Annotated in this window: 17 protein-coding genes and 2 pseudogenes; 14 read left to right on the top strand and 5 right to left on the bottom strand. The window is 40.9% G+C overall.

Annotated elements, in window-relative coordinates; genetic code table 11:
• The first annotated feature begins 3 nt into the window (after positions 1 to 3).
• Positions 4 to 3,255, top strand: a complete 3,252-nt coding sequence (locus I2I13_RS20225; RefSeq protein ID WP_195650343.1) for a S41 family peptidase — start codon at positions 4 to 6, stop codon at positions 3,253 to 3,255.
• Between the two features lie 110 nt (positions 3,256 to 3,365).
• Here I2I13_RS20225 and I2I13_RS20230 read toward each other — a convergent pair whose 3' ends face one another.
• Positions 3,366 to 4,037 carry a YitT family protein gene (locus I2I13_RS20230; RefSeq protein ID WP_074557991.1) on the bottom strand — a complete coding sequence of 224 codons (672 nt, stop codon included), beginning with the start codon at positions 4,035 to 4,037 and terminating at the stop codon, positions 3,366 to 3,368.
• Between the two features lie 154 nt (positions 4,038 to 4,191).
• Between I2I13_RS20230 and I2I13_RS20235 the strand changes: the two genes are divergently transcribed.
• Positions 4,192 to 5,097 (top strand): AraC family transcriptional regulator, encoded by a 906-nt coding sequence (locus tag I2I13_RS20235; protein WP_195650344.1) that lies wholly within the window; start codon positions 4,192 to 4,194, stop codon positions 5,095 to 5,097.
• A gap of 67 nt (positions 5,098 to 5,164) precedes the next feature.
• Here I2I13_RS20235 and I2I13_RS20240 read toward each other — a convergent pair whose 3' ends face one another.
• A complete protein-coding gene (locus I2I13_RS20240; RefSeq protein ID WP_195650345.1) occupies positions 5,165 to 6,922 on the bottom strand; it encodes a 1-deoxy-D-xylulose-5-phosphate synthase in 1,758 nt (585 codons plus the stop codon).
• A gap of 142 nt (positions 6,923 to 7,064) precedes the next feature.
• Positions 7,065 to 7,970, bottom strand: a complete 906-nt coding sequence (locus I2I13_RS20245; RefSeq protein WP_195650346.1) for an AraC family transcriptional regulator — start codon at positions 7,968 to 7,970, stop codon at positions 7,065 to 7,067.
• 360 nt (positions 7,971 to 8,330) lie between these two features.
• Between I2I13_RS20245 and I2I13_RS20250 the strand changes: the two genes are divergently transcribed.
• The 3 genes from I2I13_RS20250 (at position 8,331) to I2I13_RS20260 (ending at position 9,662) form a co-directional block, all read left to right on the top strand.
• Positions 8,331 to 8,579 (top strand): aldo/keto reductase, encoded by a 249-nt coding sequence (locus tag I2I13_RS20250; RefSeq protein ID WP_195650347.1) that lies wholly within the window; start codon positions 8,331 to 8,333, stop codon positions 8,577 to 8,579.
• A gap of 43 nt (positions 8,580 to 8,622) precedes the next feature.
• Entirely contained in the window at positions 8,623 to 9,156 is a 534-nt protein-coding gene (locus I2I13_RS20255; protein ID WP_195650348.1) for a cyclophilin-like fold protein, read from the top strand.
• Between the two features lie 161 nt (positions 9,157 to 9,317).
• Positions 9,318 to 9,662, top strand: coding sequence for a HigA family addiction module antitoxin (locus I2I13_RS20260; RefSeq protein WP_195650349.1), 345 nt, complete (start codon positions 9,318 to 9,320; stop codon positions 9,660 to 9,662).
• Between the two features lie 187 nt (positions 9,663 to 9,849).
• Here I2I13_RS20260 and I2I13_RS24560 read toward each other — a convergent pair.
• Positions 9,850 to 10,071 (bottom strand): annotated as a pseudogene (locus tag I2I13_RS24560) (hypothetical protein); the annotation flags it as partial.
• A 487-nt stretch (positions 10,072 to 10,558) separates the two neighbouring features.
• On the opposite strand from I2I13_RS24560, the gene I2I13_RS20265 reads away from it, so the two are divergent.
• The 4 genes from I2I13_RS20265 to I2I13_RS20280 are packed head-to-tail and all read left to right on the top strand — an operon-like array spanning position 10,559 to position 14,192.
• Positions 10,559 to 11,590, top strand: coding sequence for an alpha/beta hydrolase (locus I2I13_RS20265; RefSeq protein WP_195650350.1), 1,032 nt, complete (start codon positions 10,559 to 10,561; stop codon positions 11,588 to 11,590).
• Positions 11,591 to 11,607: 17 nt separating this feature from the next.
• Complete coding sequence (locus I2I13_RS20270) at positions 11,608 to 12,153, top strand: cyclophilin-like fold protein (protein WP_195650351.1); 546 nt, start codon at positions 11,608 to 11,610, stop codon at positions 12,151 to 12,153.
• 11 nt (positions 12,154 to 12,164) lie between these two features.
• Complete coding sequence (locus I2I13_RS20275; protein ID WP_195650364.1) at positions 12,165 to 13,028, top strand: DUF3737 family protein; 864 nt, start codon at positions 12,165 to 12,167, stop codon at positions 13,026 to 13,028.
• A gap of 3 nt (positions 13,029 to 13,031) precedes the next feature.
• Positions 13,032 to 14,192 (top strand): MalY/PatB family protein, encoded by a 1,161-nt coding sequence (locus tag I2I13_RS20280; protein WP_195650352.1) that lies wholly within the window; start codon positions 13,032 to 13,034, stop codon positions 14,190 to 14,192.
• 12 nt (positions 14,193 to 14,204) lie between these two features.
• On the opposite strand, the pseudogene I2I13_RS24735 reads toward I2I13_RS20280, so the two are convergent.
• Positions 14,205 to 14,292, bottom strand: a pseudogene (locus I2I13_RS24735) (anaerobic ribonucleoside-triphosphate reductase activating protein); the annotation flags it as partial.
• Positions 14,293 to 14,484: 192 nt separating this feature from the next.
• On the opposite strand from I2I13_RS24735, the gene I2I13_RS20285 reads away from it, so the two are divergent.
• The 5 genes from I2I13_RS20285 to I2I13_RS20305 all read left to right on the top strand — a co-directional run bounded on the left by I2I13_RS20285 (position 14,485) and on the right by I2I13_RS20305 (position 20,025).
• Positions 14,485 to 15,621 carry an OmpA family protein gene (locus tag I2I13_RS20285; protein WP_195650353.1) on the top strand — a complete coding sequence of 379 codons (1,137 nt, stop codon included), beginning with the start codon at positions 14,485 to 14,487 and terminating at the stop codon, positions 15,619 to 15,621.
• 201 nt (positions 15,622 to 15,822) lie between these two features.
• The gene (locus I2I13_RS20290) at positions 15,823 to 16,896 is read left to right on the top strand and encodes an STM4015 family protein (RefSeq protein ID WP_148364939.1); all 1,074 of its coding nucleotides are present in this window, start codon (positions 15,823 to 15,825) and stop codon (positions 16,894 to 16,896) included.
• Positions 16,897 to 16,899: 3 nt separating this feature from the next.
• On the top strand, positions 16,900 to 17,910 hold the full coding sequence (locus I2I13_RS20295) for an STM4014 family protein (protein ID WP_195650354.1): 1,011 nt from the start codon (positions 16,900 to 16,902) through the stop codon (positions 17,908 to 17,910).
• The gene (locus I2I13_RS20300; protein WP_004297058.1) at positions 17,897 to 18,751 is read left to right on the top strand and encodes an STM4013/SEN3800 family hydrolase; all 855 of its coding nucleotides are present in this window, start codon (positions 17,897 to 17,899) and stop codon (positions 18,749 to 18,751) included. Before I2I13_RS20295 ends, I2I13_RS20300 begins: the two co-directional genes overlap by 14 nt.
• Entirely contained in the window at positions 18,748 to 20,025 is a 1,278-nt protein-coding gene (locus tag I2I13_RS20305) for an STM4012 family radical SAM protein (protein WP_195650355.1), read from the top strand. The genes I2I13_RS20300 and I2I13_RS20305 overlap by 4 nt, the downstream gene beginning before the upstream one ends.
• Position 20,026 lies beyond the last annotated feature (1 nt).

Raw genomic sequence — 20,026 nt, forward strand, 5'->3', positions numbered from 1 at the left:
GATATGAAGAAACTAATAACTTCGTTAGCACTGGTATTATCAGCATTATCCAGCTATGCAATTACTCCTTTGTGGATGCGTGATGCACGTATTTCACCGGATGGGACCGAGATTGTCTTCTGTTATAAAGGAGATATTTATAAAGTTCCCGCACAAGGAGGAACTGCCGTTCAACTTACCACACAAGCCTCTTATGAAGCCAATCCCGTCTGGTCTCCCGACGGAAAACAAATCGCATTTGCCAGTGACCGGAATGGAAATTTCGACCTGTTCATCATGCCTGCCGACGGAGGTGTTGCCCGGAGACTGACTTACCATTCCGCATCGGAAATTCCCTCGGCTTTTACACCGGATGGAAAGTATGTCCTTTTCTCCGCTTCCATACAAGATCCTGCAAACAGTGCTTTGTTTCCTACGGGAGCAATGACAGAATTATACAAAGTTTCTGTAGACGGAGGACGCACCGAACAAGTATTGGCAACTCCCGCCGAACTCGTTTGTTTTGATAAAGCAGGAAAGAACTTTCTTTATCAGGACCGCAAAGGTTTTGAGGATGAATGGAGAAAACATCACACTTCATCCATTACGAGAGATATTTGGTTATACAATACCCAAACCGGAAAACATACGAACCTGACAAACCGGGGAGGGGAGGACCGTAATCCTGTATATGCACCTGATGGTAATACAGTCTATTTTTTGAGTGAACGTAATGGAGGTTCTTTTAATGTGTATACTTTCCCATTGAATACTCCACAAGAAGTAAAGGCTGTCACTACTTTTAAGACTCATCCGGTACGTTTCTTGTCTGTCAGCGATAAAGGAACTTTGTGTTATGCCTATGACGGTGAACTTTATACCCAGAAACCCGGTGCCCGTCCGGAAAAAGTAAAAGTAGAGCTTGTCCGTGACGATGAAGAGCAGGTTGCTGCACTTAAATTCTCACAGGGAGCCACTTCCGCTTCCGTATCTCCGGATGGCAAACAGGTTGCTTTTATTGTACGTGGTGACGTTTTTGTAACTTCAACTGACTATGCTACAACCAAGCAAATTACAAATACTCCCGCGAAAGAAGCTGCCGTCTTTTTTGCTCCGGACAACCGGACACTGGTTTATGCCAGTGAACGCACCGGTAATTGGCAACTTTACACTGCAAAAATAAGCCGTAAGGAAGATCCTAATTTCCCTAATGCCACTCTTATTGAGGAGGAAGTTTTATTACCGTCCAAAACGGTAGAACGCGCCTATCCGCAATATTCGCCGGATGGTAAAGAGCTGGCTTTTATCGAAGACCGCAACCGTTTGATGGTACTCGATTTGAAAACGAAGAAAGTACGTCAGGTGACGGATGGTTCTACATGGTATAACACCGGAGGTGGATTTGACTACGAATGGTCACCGGATGGTAAATGGTTTACTCTTGAATTTATCGGCAACCGTCACGATCCTTATTCGGATATAGGTATTGTCAGTGCACAGGGAGGAGCGATAACCAATCTGACTAATAGCGGATATATCAGCGGTTCTCCGCGTTGGGTACTCGATGGAAATGCCATTCTTTTCCAGACCGAACGTTATGGTATGCGTGCGCATGCTTCCTGGGGATCGCAACAGGATGTTATGTTGGTATTTCTCAATCAGGATGCTTATGATCGTTATCGTTTGAGTAAGGAAGATTTCGAATTGCTCAAGGAACTTGAAAAGGAACAAAAGAAAGCAAAGGAGAAAGATGATAACAAGAAGAAAGACGGTGATAAGGAGAAGGCGGATGAGGAAAAAGTAGACCAGAAAGATATAGTAGTCGAGCTTAACGGTATTGAAGACCGTATCGTACGTCTGACTCCCAACTCTTCTGACTTAGGCAGTGCCATACTATCCAAAGATGGGGAGGATCTCTACTATTTCTCTGCTTTCGAAGATGGATATGACCTTTGGAAAATGAATCTCCGTGGGAAAGAGACAAAACGTCTGCATAAACTCAATACCGGATGGGCATCGCTGATGCTGGATAAAAAAGGAGATATTTTCTTGTTGGGAAGCCGTAATATGCAAAAGATGGATGCCAAGTCGGATGCTTTGAAATCAATCAGTTATCAGGCTGAAATGAAAATGGATTTGGCAGCTGAACGTGAAGCGATGTTTGACCATGTGTACAAACAACATCAGAAACGTTTTTATAATGTCAATATGCACGGGGTAAACTGGGATGCCATGACTAATGCTTATCGCAAGTTCCTGCCTCACATTGATAACAATTATGACTTTGCAGAACTGTTGAGTGAATGGTTGGGCGAGTTGAATGTTTCACATACCGGAGGACGCTATTCTCCCAAAGGTAAAGGTGATGTTACTTCCAATCTGGGACTTCTGTTCGACTGGGATTATCAGGGAAAAGGGATGCAGATTGCCGAAATTATCGAGAAAGGTCCGTTCGACCATTCGCGTACCAAAGTAAAAGCGGGATGTATCATTGAAAAGATTAACGGTGAGGAAATAACTCCCGATCATGACATCACTTGTCTGTTGAATAATAAAGCAGGGAAGAAGACCTTGATTTCAATCTACAATCCGCAAAATAAAGAACGTTGGGAAGAAGTTGTGATGCCGGTTACGAGCGGCCAGCTGAATGGGTTGTTATACAAACGTTGGGTGAAACAGCGGGCGGCAGATGTTGAGAAATGGTCGAAAGGACGTTTGGGATATGTTCATATTCAATCCATGGGAGATGACAGTTTCCGTACCGTTTACTCGGATATTCTGGGAAAATATAACAACTGTGATGGAATTGTGATTGATACCCGGTTCAACGGTGGTGGTCGTTTGCACGAAGATATTGAAATACTGTTCAGTGGTCAGAAATACTTCACTCAAGTAGTCCGTGGACGCGAAGCGTGTGACATGCCAAGCCGTCGTTGGAACAAGCCGTCTATTATGCTGCAATGTGAAGCTAACTATTCGAATGCACATGGAACTCCATGGGTATATAAACATCAAAATATAGGAAAACTTGTCGGTATGCCTGTTCCGGGTACAATGACGAGCGTGTCTTGGGAAACTTTACAAGATCCTTCACTCGTCTTTGGTATTCCTATTGTCGGCTATCGTTTGCCTGATGGCAGTTATTTGGAAAATACCCAGTTGGAACCGGATGTGAAGGTCGCCAATGATCCGGAGACGGTTGTTAAGGGAGAGGATACCCAATTAAAAGTGGCTGTCGATGAACTTCTGAAAGAAATAGATAAGCAGAAGAAGTAAATACAAAGTATAATTATATCTGAAATAAAAAGTCGCTTCTTTGAAAGAATCAATATCTTTTCAAAGAAGCGACCTTTTTATAAGGTGTTTATTTAAAACTGACGCAGGATTTACTTCCAGACTGGTAATAATTTATGGAGGGTCTTTCTCGTCATTATCTTTTGATTCAGGAAACTCACGATATATCCGGTTATGCAGGCTGCAATGAGTGACCCCTCACGTACTCCTTGAATACCTTGTGTCAGTAAGAGGGAGAGAATTACGGCCATTGTAACCAAAGTAATATCAAAATAGACTTTGAACTTTCCGAACTCCTTGTTATAATGGCGGGACGCATATTTCACGAATGCTTCTGCACTCATCATGGCTACTCTCGGTTTAAGTTCGAGAACTACTCCGATAGATTGCACCATGCATCCTGTAAGTAATAAAGCGATTGACATGCCATAATTGGCGGGATGCAGTTCGCTTGTCAGCATCATATTAAAATCAATGAATGCCGAAAAGATAAAAGAGAACGGCATTTGAAGAAGAATTTCAATAATATCCTGCCGGGTTCTGTTCTTCCGGATTAACCAGAATTGTCCCAGGATAAGAACCATATTGATGATGAAGGTGCAAGTACCCAATGACAAAGGACTATTCAAGCTTAATACATAATTGATGCTCGATATGGGAGTAGTTCCTAGTGCCGAGCGTATAATCAATACAATGCCTGCCGCTAAAAAATAGAGTCCGATAACAAATACTAAATACCTCTTGAAAACATCTTTCATTTCCATACCTTTTTGACCTCCTTTATTTATTTTCCTTTCATGCATTGAAAAGGATATGCAAAGGTCTCGTTTTTTACTCTGAAACAGATTATCTAATTCCGTACACTTTTTGTCATATCCGAAACAAATCGTATTTTTACGTCATAAAAAGAAGATGTAAATGGTAAAATCTCGTATATTTGATAATACGCAGCTGTTGAAGGAGCATCCGGAACTTCCTCATTATAAAGAGGAGGTAGTCTGTTTTAGGAGTGAATATAAAGACAGAAGTTATCCGGCAAATGAATGTTATTTCAATCGGGAACTTTATATGATATTCGTTCTTGAAGGTCGTTCGGAGATTCTGCTGAATGGAGAGTTTATTGCGATAGAGCCGAATATGCTGCTTATTCATGGAGCAAATTATCTCACGGAGCATCTTTACTCAAGCCGTGATATTCAGTTTATTACTCTTGCCCTTTCCGAATCCATGCGGACAGACGATTCTTATTTGACACAAATAACGGCCATCTTATTGGCGACAATGAGGCAGAATAAACAATATACGATACAGTTGACAGAGTACGAAGCCCAAATCATCCGTAAGGAACTGGAAGTGTTGATGCGCCTGCTGAATATTGAACATCATTTTCTTTTCCGGCGCATACAGGCAGCGTGCAATGCTTTATTTCTTGATATAGCTGATTTTCTTTCCCGAAAGACAATTATTAAAAAAGAGGTCAGCCGTAAAGACCACGTTTTACAGGAGTTTCATGCATTGGTTACCCGGAATTTCAGGGAAGAACATTTTGTGAGCTTTTATGCGGATAAACTGGCTATCAGTGAGCAGTACCTGGCCCGTATTGTACGTGCTGGAACAGGTAAGACTATCAATAGTATTATAAACGAACTGTTGGTTATGGAAGCACGTACCTTGTTGAGTTCTACAAAATCTACGGTTGGGGAGATTGCTTCCAAGTTAGGGTTTAGTGATGCGGCAGCTTTTTGTAAGTTCTTCAAAAGGAATGCATTACAAACTCCATTGAATTATCGGAAAGGATTGTTACTTCATATTGAAATGAAATAGGTTGATGTAATTGTCTTAACCGACAATATACATCAACCTGTTGAATATATAGTGAATGGGTTTGATTTTAACCGATAAGTGCTGTGATATCTTCTACAATCTGCTCATCTGTCAAGTGATTGGCACGGAGAAACTCCTGTAAATCAAAACGATCTACAAATTCCTTTTTAGCTCCATAGTTCAGGACTTTCATGTCTGTAGCACCATAGTAGCGGGTAATTTTTTCGCCGAAACCGCCATCCAATACACCGTCTTCCAATGTTATCACTAACTCGTGATCTGCTTTCAGTTCATCCATCAGTCTGTTGTCTACACCGGTGATGTAACGCGGGTTGATGAGTGTTGCGTCGATATTGGCTTTTTCTTTCAGAAGTGATGCAACCGACTGTCCTAATCCATAGAATGAACCCAAAGCCACAATGGCCACTTTCGAACCGCGATGAGTAACTTTGTAACGATTGAGAATGCTGTAATCGGAATCTACCGGTTCTCCGCTACTGATTACATCTGTTGCCGGCACGCGGATAGCAACCGGGTGTTCATTCTGACGGATACTCCATTCCAGCATGGCAATATATTCTTCCTTACAAGTCGGAGCCAGATAAACCATATTAGGAATATTGCTGATAAGCGGAATATCGAAGAAACAGAGATGAGTCACATCATTCATTCCGGATAACGTACCCCAGAAGACCAACAAAACAGCCGGATTGTTATTGATACAAAGGTCTTGTGAAAGTTGATCGTAGGAGCGTTGGATGAATGTACTATATACTCCGTAAACGGGTTTCCCACCATTGGCTGCGATACCCGAAGCAAGAGCTACTGCGTGTTCCTCGGCAATGCCTACATCTACGAATTGCTTGCCTGCTTCCTGACGACGGTCCGGAGTAAATCCCAGAACGGTGGGAGTACCAGAAGTGATTGTTACCACACGCGGGTCCTCCTTCATCTTTTTCAGCAGGTATTGGGCGGTTACCTCGCTGTAATCTTCTTCTTCATCACTCACTTTTGCTTCTCCGGTTTCTACATTGAATGGAGTACGCCAGTGGTAAGTCTCTTTATCTTGCTCGGCACGTGCATAACCCTTACCTTTTAATGTATTGATGTGTACTACTATCGGATGCTGAATATCTTTCACTTTAGAGAAAGCTTCAATCAATGCCTGTACGTTATTACCATCATTTACATACATATAATCCAGTCCCATTGCCTTGAAGAAGTTGCATTCGCACTGACCGTTACTGTCACGTAATTCTTTCAGATTCTTGTACAATCCTCCGTGGTTCTCGGCAATAGACATCTGGTTGTCATTAACGATAATAATCATGTTAGTACCAAGTTCTGCTACATAATCCAATCCCTCGAAAGCTTCACCTCCGCTTAAAGAACCATCCCCTATGACGGCTATGATATTTTCATTGCCGCCTGTAAGGTCGCGTCCCTTTGCCAATCCGCTGGCCAGGCTGACAGAAGTAGAAGTATGTCCGATGATGAAGAAGTCATGTTCACTTTCTTGCGGTTCGGTATAACCTGATACATTGTCGTATTTTTCCGGATGAAGGAACGCATCTTTACGACCGGTCAGCATCTTGTGTACATAACTCTGGTGCGATACGTCAAATACAATTTTGTCTTTGGGTGAATTGAATACATAGTGTAAAGCAATCGTTGCTTCCACCATTCCGAAATTAGGTCCGAAATGCCCGCCATGTTCACTTAATTTTTGCAGGAGTGCTGCACGGATTTCTCCACCTAACTCGTTTAGCTCTTTTTCCGACAGTTTCTTAACATCTGCAGGAGAATAAATATTTTCTAAATACATATCAAACAGTTTTTCTAAATAATGTTTTTACTTATTTCTTTATGACACCGCAAAGATACTGCAGGATTTGAAATCTGTTTGTATATGAATTACGGATTAATTTACCCATATTACAGTTCCCCTTCAATAAGGGTACTAATCTTTAAGCTAAAGCCTGACTTCTGTATTCATTGGGCGTGCAACCGACACGCTTTTTGAATAGTCTGCAAAGGTGTTGCGGATATTGGAATCCCAGGCTATAGGCTATCTGGCTCACAGTTTCCTCTGTATCAGCAATGCGCTCTTTGGCCAATTCGATCACCTTAGACTGAATATGTTCTTGTGGAGTTTTCCCTGTTTCCTTTTTCACCATATCACCGAAATAATTGGGAGAGAGATAGACTTTATCAGCAAAATATTTCACCGAGGGTAAGCCCTCCTGTATAGGTAATTTACTTTGGAAATACTCATCCAACAATTGTTCGAATTTTGTAAGCGCATCTTTGTTGGCACTGTTCCGGGTGATAAATTGTCGTTCATAAAAACGCATACAATAGTTCAGTAACAGTTCGATATTCATAGCGATTAATGCTTTGCTATGTTTATCAATGCCATGTTCAAGCTCGATGCTGATTTTCTTCAGACAATCCTTCACTATTTCCTTTTCCTGCTCCGAAAGATGCAAGGCCTCATTTACGGCATAAGAGAAGAAGGTATATTTCTTTATTTCTTTTCCCAGTGAGGTACCACGTATCAGGTCCGGGTGGAAAATGATGCCATAGACCGCCGGACTGATTTCATCTTCAAAAGTGCTGACACTGGCTGTCTGACCGGGGCCGAAACAGACGATAGTTCCCTCCTGGTAATCATAATACTGGCGACCGTATTTTATGTCACAGCTTTTCTCTTCTTTAAGAAAAAGCGCATAAAGACCATAATTCATTTGGATATGATTGACTGATTGGGTTGCTTTGGTCAAATCGACGACACTGACCAAGGGATGCAGTGTTTCCAGTCCGTACAATTCGTTATACTGATTGACATTCTCTAGTTTTATAACTTTATCCATGGCTTTTGGTGTTTTGAATCGGTAACAAAGATACAGATAAATGTCTGATTTTCATACGAGGGGAATGATGAATCTGTAATTGGGGTCATGAATTCTGTAATTTGTATACTGAATTTGTATGATGTATTTATGGTTTATGAGATGGCGTCCGGATGCCATATATAATGAGTAGCTCTCAATAAAAGAATCAGTAATTGGGGTTGTCATACCCGTAATATGTCTACAGGGATTCTTCTCCTTTTTCCAGAACTTTGCAGTATGCAAATAAATGAATTGTTTTATGGAATATGCAACATTAAACAATGGAGAAAGAATACCTCTTCTGGGATTTGGTGTTTTTCAGGTGGAAGACCCTGCTGAATGGCTGGAAAATATAATAAGACTGTTGCTCAAGTTGAGTTACGCTGGTTGACACAACGAGGGATTATCGTTATTCCTAAATCAGTACATAAAAACCGAATAGAAGAAAATTTCAATTCGTTGGATTTTAGATTGTCGGATGAAGATATGGAGTTACTCGCTGCTTGTGATACAGGAAAACCTGTTGTCGGTGACTTTGATAACCCGGATTTTGTGTATGATTTGTGTACACGGAAATATGACTTTTAAACTTCAGAGTAATGGTTGTGTAATCAAGTAAATAAATAAGAGCATGAATGTAAATAGAAAGATTTGGCTATTAATAATCAGCTTGAAACGATTTTCGATATATTCTTTTGTCATTTTGCTGGCTTCCGTTTGGATAGCATGTAGCGAGCATCCTGATAATACAGAGTATCCGGAGACAGGAAGAACAGAGATAAATAATAGAGATGAAGAACCTAATACAGAAAGTATGAAAATAAAAATAACAGTAGGGCAGCGTGTTGTAACTGCAACCATGGCTGATAATGCGGCAGCACAGGATTTTGTTTCCCGTTTGCCGTTGGAAGTGACACTCAACGATTATAATAATACCGAGAAAATATTTTATCCATTACCTAAACTGTCAATAGAAGGAGTGAAACGGGGATGTGCGCCTGCTCCCGGGGATATTACGATTTATGTGCCTTGGGGAAATGTGGCCATTTTTTATAAAAAATGGTCGCAAAGCAGTGATTTGATTCTGATTGGTAGCATTGATGGAGATGGTATCAGGGCTTTAAATGTGCCGGGAGATCTGACGGTGAGGTTTGAAAGGGAATAGAGAAAAGCTATGCTATTTTTTATTGCAAAGAAAATATTCGCAAATATGTGAGTATGTATTGAGGCGAAAATATTATCTTTACAGTAGCAGAAATACAAGGTGATATTGTAACTACCATTTGTAATATAATTGAATTGTCTAACCATTATAAATAATAAGTTATGATTAAAATAGATGGCATAGACCCTAAAATGATAGCTAATAACTTAACCTCTTTTGAGCCAATGCATCCAGGAGAAATACTAAAGGATGAAATAGAATTTAGAGGAGTCTCTCAAAAGAAACTGGCTAAAGAAATGGGAGTATCTTATACAGTATTAAATGAGATATTGAATGCAAAGCGTCCGTTAAGTACAGAGTATGCTATGCTCATAGAGGCCGTATTAGATTTAGATGCTGAACCATTGCTTTGGATGCAAACATGCTATAATTTGCAGATGGCAAAGCGGGATAACAAGTTTATGGAAAAGCTTAACAAAGTACGAAAAATAGCAGCGATATTGTGATAGGTTTTTAGGAACTAAATAATTTTTAATTATATACTAAAACTTGGGCAACGCATAGCAGGAAATTATTAATAGAATAAATAGAGTCTGATGGCACATCTGTTTTGACGTGCCATCAGAATTTCAAGTATTGACTTTTCTCTATCGAGAAAAACGAGAAATCTTACTAAGCATTTTCTTTCGTAATCTACCTCCATCTCTGAAATGCTCTCATCAAGCTTTCCTCTTCTACTAACTCCATCATATTATAATGTATAACGAATAACTCCATCGATCTTTTATACATAATCCCATTCTTGAATTTATTTTCCAGTAAAAACGAATGAAGCGCTGCTCTCATTCCCACTTCGATCTCCTTTTCTATAATATAGATGCTGTCTTGTCCAAAGTAGTTATATACTTCCGGGTTGTAACAATGAGAATGTCTTTTTAATGTTTAAATTTATGATATACCGAATGCAGCCTTTAACAGCACTTTCCGTCTCGTTTGTTGAATAAAATCCCATGGTTTACGGGGACGGAAATACAATTTTGTAAGAAGTTGAAATTCAGCTGGTTACATCTGTAGGCTTTGGTTTAGAACCAACGAGCCGTTCCTTTAAAAGAAACGACCCATTCGACACCGAGGAACGCCCTCTTCCTTTTAAAGGAACGGGTGGCTCCTTAAAATCCACGTAGCAAAGCTATGCTTAATGTTAGAAAATATCAAAGTGGTATCTTTGGCTCATAATATGAATATGTAATTAAAAATAACGCCAACACCGACATACGGAATATAATCTGTAATTGGGGTTATTATGTCAGTAATTCGTCTACAAACGGTCTCTTTCTTTCATCGTACTTTTGCAATGTTGAAAATAGGTAATCAATTTATTAATTATTAAAGCGCAAGAGATATGAAACGGATTTTATTATTAACGGTTGTATTTATGATGATGCTCGGAACCAGTTTTTCCTCAGCACAGACAAATGCTGATAATTTTTATAAAAGTGATTGGGTAAATGTAGAAAAAGTCTCTTTTTCTAACCAATATAAGATGAAAGTAGTGGGTAATCTTTTTCTGCCCGAGAGTATGAAAGAAGGGGAAAAATATCCTGCAATCATTGTAGGGCATCCGATGGGGGCTGTTAAGGAGCAGAGTGCGAATCTCTATGCAACGAAAATGGCGGAAAGGGGATTTGTTACACTGTCCATCGATTTGTCTTTCTGGGGTGAGAGTGAAGGCGAGCCGCGTAATGCTGTTTTGCCGGAGGTTTATTCGGAGGACTTTAGCGCCGCGGTTGATTTTTTAGGTACGCGTCCGTTCGTCGACCGGAATCTTATTGGGGTAATTGGAATTTGTGGGAGTGGAAGTTTTGCTATCAGTGCAGCGAAAATAGACCCTCGTCTCAAGGCCATTGCAACAATCAGTATGTATAATATGGGGGCGGCCAACCGTAATGGATTAAATCACTCATTAACGTTGGAACAGAGAAAGCAAATAATGGCTGAAGCGGCGGAACAGCGTTATACAGAATTTTTGGGTGGGGAAACTAAATATACCAGTGGCACTGTACATCAGTTGACAGAAACGTCCAATCCGATCGAACGGGAGTTTTATGAATTCTACCGTACGCAGAGAGGAGAATTTACTCCTGACGGAGCAACTCCTATGACCACTACACACCCTACGCTCTCAAGCAATGTGAAATTTATGAATTTCTATCCTTTCGAAGATATTGAAACTATTTCACCCCGCCCCATGCTTTTCATCACCGGAGAGAATGCCCATTCACGTGAGTTTAGTGAAGACGCCTATCGATTGGCTGCCGAACCTAAAGAACTGTATATAGTACCCGGTGCCGGACATGTAGATCTTTACGACCGTGTGGGTCTTATCCCGTTTAGTAAGCTGGAATCTTTCTTTAAGGAGTATCTGAAGAAATAAGTTTCAATACTATAAATATGAGATACTATATAATAACAATTCTTGCTATACTGACATTATCAGTCGGTTCCGCATCATGTAGTGAAGATGAACCTATACAGGGAACAGGGCAACAGGTAATTCCGGGTAATGGCTCTAGTGATAATGGCAGTAATAATAGTGGTAATAACACTGGTGATAATGACGATAACAATGATGATAATCCTGTGAGTAATAATCTTAAAGTAACAATCGGGACTGTTTCATTCAATGCTACATTGGAAAATAATGAGACAGCAAAAGCATTTAAGAGATTGCTTCCTATGACAGTGAATATGTCCGAATTGAACAATAATGAAAAGTATTATTATCTACAAAACGGTTTACCAACAACCCCATCCAGCCCAGGTACGATTCGGACAGGTGATTTGATGCTTTACGGATCCACTTGTGTGGTACTTTTTTATGAAACTTTTTCCACTTCATACAGCTATACCCGTTTAGGGCGTATAACTAATCCTTCAGGGCTGCTTTCTGCCCTTGGAGCGGGAAGTGTAAATGTGATTTTTGAAATAACAGACTAAAAAATAAAATGATGCAACAAATAAGAAATAAAGAATATGGAGGCGAACGCCCTCTATTTGCAACCCATGACATTCAGTTGGAAGATGTAACGATTCATGCCGGTGAATCGGCACTGAAAGAATGTAGTAATATCATAGCGATAAACTGCCGTTTTGAAGGGAAATATCCTTTCTGGCACACCAATGGATTCATTGTGAAGAATTGTCTTTTTACAGAAGGAGCTCGTGCCGCCCTGTGGTATTCTCAAAGTCTACAAATGGCGGATACCTTGGTGGAAGCACCGAAGATGTTCCGTGAAATGGATGGGATAAAACTCGAAAATGTGCAGTTGCCCAATGCCTTGGAAACGTTTTGGTATTGTCGTAATATAGAACTGAAGAACGTACAGATTGATAAAGCAGATTATCTTTTTATACATAGCGAGAATATCCATATACAAAATTACGTTCAAAATGGAAACTATTCGTTTCAATATTGCAAGAATGTAGAAATCCGTAATGCAGTCATCAACTCCAAAGATGCTTTTTGGAATACGGAAAATGTAACTGTCTATGATTCGGAACTGAACGGAGAATATCTGGGATGGCATTCTAAAAACCTGCGTTTGGTAAATTGTAAAATTTCGGGTACTCAACCACTTTGTTACGCACATGATCTGGTGATGGAAAATTGTACGATGGCGGAGGATGCTGACCTTGCTTTTGAACATAGTAGCGTGCAGGCAACGATTAAAAGCCCGCTTCATAGTGTGAAAAATCCTCGTACAGGGAGTATTGTTGCCGAAAGCTTCGGCACAATTATTTTGGATGAAAATCTGAAAGCACCGGGAAATTGTGAATTGAAACTCTGGGACGACCTAACCTGTTTTGATTGAAATATGAAGTATAATTTCGATGAAATTATTTCACGCAGAGGTACGAATTCTTATAAATGGGACTCGTCCGCAGATGCGGATGTCTTGCCGATGTGGGTGGCTGATATGGATTTCCGTACGGCTCCCCCCGTCGTGGAGGCATTGAAGAAGCGGGTGGAACATGGGATTTTCGGATATGTACGCGTGCCTGACGCATACTACGAGGCGATAACCAACTGGTTTGCACGACGACATGCCTGGCGGATAGAAAAAGAATGGATTATCTATACTACCGGAGTTGTGCCGGCAATATCTGCTGCAATTAAAGCACTGACAGTACCCGGCGATAAAGTGATGGTGCAGACGCCTGTATACAATTGTTTTTTCTCCTCTATCCGTAATAACGGGTGCGAGATGATTGCCAATCCTTTAGTATATAGAAACAAAGGGTATCAGATTGACTTTGATGATTTGGAGAGGAAAGCTTCCGATCCGAAGATAAAACTCATGTTGTTATGTAATCCGCATAATCCTGTCGGAAGAGTATGGAGTAAGCAGGAATTAAGGCAGATAGGTGAGATTTGTATTCGGAATAATGTGTTTGTGATCGCTGATGAAATTCATTGTGAATTGGTTTTTCTGGGGCATGAATATACTCCTTTCGCTTCTATATCAGAAGAGTTTCTTGTGAATTCGGTAACCTTTGTTTCGCCTAGCAAGGCTTTCAATCTGGCAGGGCTTCAGATAGCCAATATTATTTCTGCAGATGCAAATGTACGGGTGAGGATAGATAAAGCGATTAATATAAATGAAGTATGTGATGTGAATCCTTTCGGAGTGGAGGCGTTGATGGCTGCTTACAATGAGGGTGAAGAATGGCTGGAAGAACTTAAAATCTATTTGTTTGCGAATTACATCTATTTAAAAGGTTATTTTGATGAATATCTTCCGGAATTTCCCGTAATGATGTTGGAAGGTACGTATCTGGTTTGGGTAGATTGCTCGGTCTTGAATCAAACGTCAGCAGAAATAGTAAAAGACTTGTTGAAGAAAGAAAAGCTTTGGGTGAACGAAGGCAGTCTGTATGGAGAGACTGGTGAAGGATTTATCCGTATCAATATTGCATGTCCGCGACAGCGGTTGATAGAAGGATTAAACAGATTGAAGCGGGTACTGAAATCATAAATACGAATGAAAAGCTAATTGTTCCATTTCTGCAGGTGAAGCATCACCCCATGAAACAGACACAGGTAATCGCTTTTCCATATTTACCAAGTAGGATAGAAAACCTTCTTCATATTTTAGATTTTCCGAAAGCATAATAGATGTTAATAGGGCTCATAGCTTGCGAACTAATTTTTGGTATGATATGTTGTCTAAAGTGAATAACGAATTAAAAAATGAACTAGAAAGTTAGACATGAACATACAATACATTTCTAATGATTTAGCAGATAAAACATTACATTTAAAAACTTATGAATATGAGAAAATCTATTATTTTATTAGCTTTTATATTGGGTGGCTTTACAGCAGCAAATGCCCAATCAGTTGTAGAAGGTACCAAACTTACAGATAATTGGTCTGTCGGAGTAAATGCCGGTGGAGTCACTCCCCTTACTCACAGTGCTTTCTTTAAAGGTATGCGTCCCGCTTTTGGAGTGGGAGTCTCAAAACAATTAACTCCTATCTTCGGTTTGGGATTCCAAGGAATGGGATATATCAATACCACATCCAGTAAAACGGCTTTCGATGCTTCGGATGTCAGCGTATTGGGTAAAGTCAATCTGATGAATCTATTTGCAAGTTACACGGGCGAACCTCGTTTGTTTGAAGTGGAAGCTGTTGCCGGAATAGGTTGGTTACATTATTATGTGAATGGCGATGGCGATCAGAACTCCTGGTCTACGCGTTTGGGATTGAATTTCAATTTCAACTTGGGTGAAAGTAAAGCATGGACATTGGGAATCAAACCTGCCATTGTGTATGATATGCAAGGTACTTACCCTGAAACAAAGAGCCGTTTCAATGCTAATAACGCAGGTTTTGAGTTGACAGCCGGATTGACATACCACTTTAAGACAAGTAACGGAACACATCATTTTGCCAAAGTGAGAGTATATAATCAAGCCGAAATTGATGGACTGAACTCTTCAATCAATGCACTTCGTGCAGATGTAAACAACAAAGATGGCGAGATCAGCAATGCAAACCGACGTATCAACGGATTGCAGGAAGAACTTGAAGCATGCCGCACAAAAGTGGTTCCGGTGGAGACTGTAGTAAAAACCGCCCGTGTACCCGAATCTATCATTACTTTCAGACAAGGTAAATCGTCAGTTGACGCTTCACAACTTCCTAATGTGGAACGTGTAGCTGCCTACATGAAGAAATATGCTGATTCAAAAGTGGTTATTAAGGGATACGCTTCTCCGGAAGGTAGTGTTGAAGTGAATGCCAGAATTGCTGCAGCACGTGCAGAAGCTGTAAAAACGATCTTGGTCAACAAGTATAAAATCAGTGCATCTCGTATCACTGCCGAAGGTCAGGGTGTAGGCGATATGTTTACTGAACCGGATTGGAACCGTGTAAGTATATGTACTATTGAAGATTAAACTGATGTATTACAGAAATAGAATAATGAAGGCTGCCCCCAAAGGCAGCCTTTGTTGTATATCTTGGGTTGTATTTTTGAATACTCTGAAAGTTTAGTAAACAGATTTCTTTGTACATTACATAAAATGGTTATTTTTGCAGGTATTGTTCATGCGCGTTCTGTGTTGAGTGTGCAAATATCAACCATTAAAAACTGTATTATGAAGAGAGTATTCGTTTTTCAAGATTTTAAATCGCAGAAATTCTGGAGTATAGATGTAGTCGGAACAGATGTTACTGTAAATTATGGTAAGTTGGGGACCGACGGACAAACACAAGTGAAAAACTACGCAACGACTGAAGAGGCTGAAAAAGCTGCCGGCAAACTGATTGCGGAAAAGACCAAAAAAGGGTATGTAGAAACTGCTGAAGAAACTGCACGTGAAATGAAAGTGGAAGCCAAGAAATATACTTTGAGTTACGATGAGTATGAAAACAATGTGAATCTTCTGGATAAGATATTGAAAGATAAACATCTCTCTGAATATAAACAAATAACAATCGGTTGTTGGGATTATGAGGGTGGCGACTGTTCTGCCTTATTACAGGGAATGATTGAAAATAAGGAGAAGTTCGCACAAATAGAAGGCTTGTTCTGGGGAGATATTGAGCAGGAAGAACAGGAGATTTCATGGATTGAACAAGCTGATATTAGTCCGCTACTCGATGCCATGCCTAAATTGAAGGATCTGAAAATCAAAGGAACCAATAATCTGCGTTTGGGAAAGACTTCACGGCCGGAGTTGCGGTCACTGGAAATTATCAGTGGTGGCCTGCCTACTGAAGTGGTAGAAGATATTCTTGGTTCTGATTTCCCCAATCTGGAAAAACTGATTCTATATGTTGGTGTGGAAGATTATGGATTTGAAGCTGATATTGAGATATTTCGTCCGTTGTTCTCCAAAGAACGTTTCCCGAAGCTGACTTATCTGGGGATCGTCAACTCTGAAGAACAGGACAAGATTGTAGAAATGTTCCTGGAGTCGGATATTCTTCCCCAACTTGAAACAATGGATGTTTCGGCCGGTACTCTCAAAGATGAAGGTGCCCAATTATTGCTGGATAATATGGATAAGATCGCTCATTTGAAGTTTATCAATATGCGCTACAATTATTTGAGCAAGGATATGAAGAAACAGCTGCAGAATCTTCCTATGAAAATAGATATTGCTGAAACTGAAGAAGCGGATGAATATGATGGTGAATTGTGGTATTACCCGATGATTACAGAATAGGAGATGCAGATAATCGTTGTCAGCAACTCTCTGTCCAAACGTATAGAATACTTTATTGAAGCAGGCAAATACTTGCAGGCGGAAGTTCGTTTTATGACTTACAGGGAACTTTTTAACAGCTTGCCGCAATTACGGCAGGCAGTTATCAAGCTGGAACCTTGTGTAAGCAATGAAACGGATTTCCTGAAATATGCGCTGTTGAATCAGGCATATAAGGAAACACTGCAACGTTTAGGCGAGATGAGGCTATCTGATGACGTGCACTTTTTGAACACTCCCCATGCTTTGTTGCGTGCTCTTGACAAAAAGGAGACTAAACAAGTGCTGGTGGACAGAGGTTTGAGAGTGACTCCGATGTTATCTTCTCCCCATTCTTTTGATGAGTTGAGAGGGCTTCTTGCCGATTGCGGTAGAGGATGCTTTTTGAAACCCCGTTACGGTTCGGGGGCGGGAGGCATTATGGCTGTTCGCTATCAACCCAACCGGAATAAATGGGTAGTCTATACTACCTTGCAACAAGTGGATGGAGTCATTCATAACACCAAACGTATCCACCGTTTGAGTACGGAAAAAGAGATGATCCCGTTGGCGGAAGCGGTGATGCAAACAGAAGCTATTTTAGAAGAATGGATTCCTAAAGAGCAGTTGCAGGGAGAGAATTATGATCTCCGGGTAGTGTGCCGGGAATCTGAAATCGATTATATCGTTGTGAGATGCAGTAAAGGAAGCATAACCAATCTGCATCTGAACAATAAGGCACATTGGTGGAACGAGTTGGCTTTGCCGGACATAGTACGACAACAAATCTATTATCAGTGTCAGGAAGCGGTCCAATCCTTGGATTTGCAGTATGCCGGAGTGGATGTCCTGATGGAGAGAGGAACAGATATACCTTATATAATAGAAGTCAACGGACAGGGAGATCATGTGTATCAGGATATGTTTGCTCATAATTCTATTTATATTCAACAGATAAAAAACATAAAAAAGAGATATAACCATGCAAATAGATGAACTGCCGGCTGGCGAACAGACCCAAAATCCGGATCTGGATATGAATCAGGTGGTGGGTACTCATGATATATTGATGCTTTGCTTTGATACCTTGCGTTATGATGTCAGCAAGGAGGAAGAAGCGGCGGGAAGAACACCGGTACTGAATAGTCACGGAGGAGAATGGGAAAAAAGACATGCGCCGGGAAATTTTACTTACCCGTCTCATTTTGCCATCTTTGCAGGATTTCTGCCTTCTCCGGCGGAACCTCATTCGCTACGCAGCCGTAAGTGGTTGTTTTTCCCTGTGCAAGCTGGTACGGGACGTATTCCGCCTGCGGGAAGTTATCCGTTTACGGAAGCGACTTTTGTGCAAAGCCTTGCCAATGTAGGTTATGAAACGATTTGTATAGGAGGGGTGAACTTCTTCAGCAAGCGTAATGAACTGGGGCGTGTGTTTCCCGGTTACTTTACTAAAAGTTATTGGCTGCCGACTTTTGGATGCACGGCACCCGATAGTACTGAAAAACAAATTGATTTTGCGTTGAAGAAACTCGAAAACTACCCGGAGGACAAACGGATTTTTATGTATATCAATTTTTCTGCTATTCATTATCCGAACTGTCATTATGTGGAAGGCAAAATGAAGGATGATAAGGAATCACACGCTGCCGCGCTGCAATATGTCGACAGTCAGCTGCCCCGTTTGTTCCAGGCCTTTCAGAAGCGGGGAAATACGCTGGTGATTGCTCTTTCCGATCATGGCACTTGCTATGGAGAGGATGGATATGAATATCATTGCATATCCCACGAAACGGTTTATACAGTCCCTTACAAACACTTTATTTTAACGAAAAAATGAATCAACCGCTACCACGATATGTAGACTATATGTATAGTTATCCACATAAAACTGCTTATCGTTCTTTTCCGTCCCCGGTTTCGCTGGTTCCTTACCTGAAACAGGTGGAAGGACAGAAAGCATCGCTTTATTTCCATATTCCTTTTTGTAGTCATAAATGTGGATATTGCAACCTGTTTTCTCTGCAAACAAATCGTGCGGATTATATCGCAACTTACTTGGAAACTCTTCACAAGCAGGCGCAACAGTTGTCTCCACTCACCACCGGGCTGGCATTTGATAGTTTCGCCATTGGAGGAGGCACACCGTTGCTCCTCACTGTTCCTCAACTGGAATACCTATTGGATACAGCTGCCTTATTCGGAGTGCATCCTTCACATACCTTTACTTCCGTAGAAACATCGCCGGAATATGCCGATCCTGCCCGTTTGGACTTGTTGAAGCAAGCAGGAGTGGCTCGTGTGAGTATTGGCGTACAGAGTTTCCTTGACGAAGAATTAACAGCTTTAAAAAGACGCCCCCGGCAAGACACGATTAATCAGGCGCTGGAGGCTATCCGGAAGAGGCAATTCCCGTTTTTTAATATCGACTTGATCTACGGAATCAAAGGACAAACTGTAGCCAGTTTTCTTTATTCATTGGAACAAGCTCTTCTGTTTCAGCCTAACGAACTCTTTATCTATCCGCTATATGTACGACCGGGAACGGCTATCACGGAGCGGGAATCCGATGATGTCTGTTTTCAGATGTATTGTGCCGCTTGTGATTTGTTGAAAGACAGAGGTTTTCTACAAACTTCGATGCGACGTTTTATTCATCATCCGTCTACTGATGCGGAAATCTCATGTGGGGATGAGGTGATGCTGTCGTGTGGCTCCGGCGGACGCAGTTACCTGGGTAATTTGCATTATGCCACCCGGTATACTGTTTGCCAGCGTTGTATTGCCGGAGAGATAGATGATTATATGGGCACTACTGATTTTACAGTGGCTCGTAATGGATTTATTCTTTCGCAGGAAGAACAGCGACAACGTTTCATTATTAAAAATCTGATGTATTACATGGGGCTTGATAAGGCCGAATATAAGCGTCGCTTTGGAGAATCACCGGATAATGTGCCGTTGTTCCGACAGTTATCTGAACGGCAATGGATAGAAAATACGGATAACGGTCGTATTTGTCTGACTTCCGAAGGAATGGCATACTCCGATTATATTGGTCAGTTGTTCATTACTCCTGAAATAAGAGAACTGATGGAAACTTATTCTTATTGAA

The sequence above is a fragment of the Bacteroides sp. D55t1_190419_B8 genome, assembly GCF_015558905.1.
Classification (GTDB): domain Bacteria; phylum Bacteroidota; class Bacteroidia; order Bacteroidales; family Bacteroidaceae; genus Bacteroides; species Bacteroides vicugnae.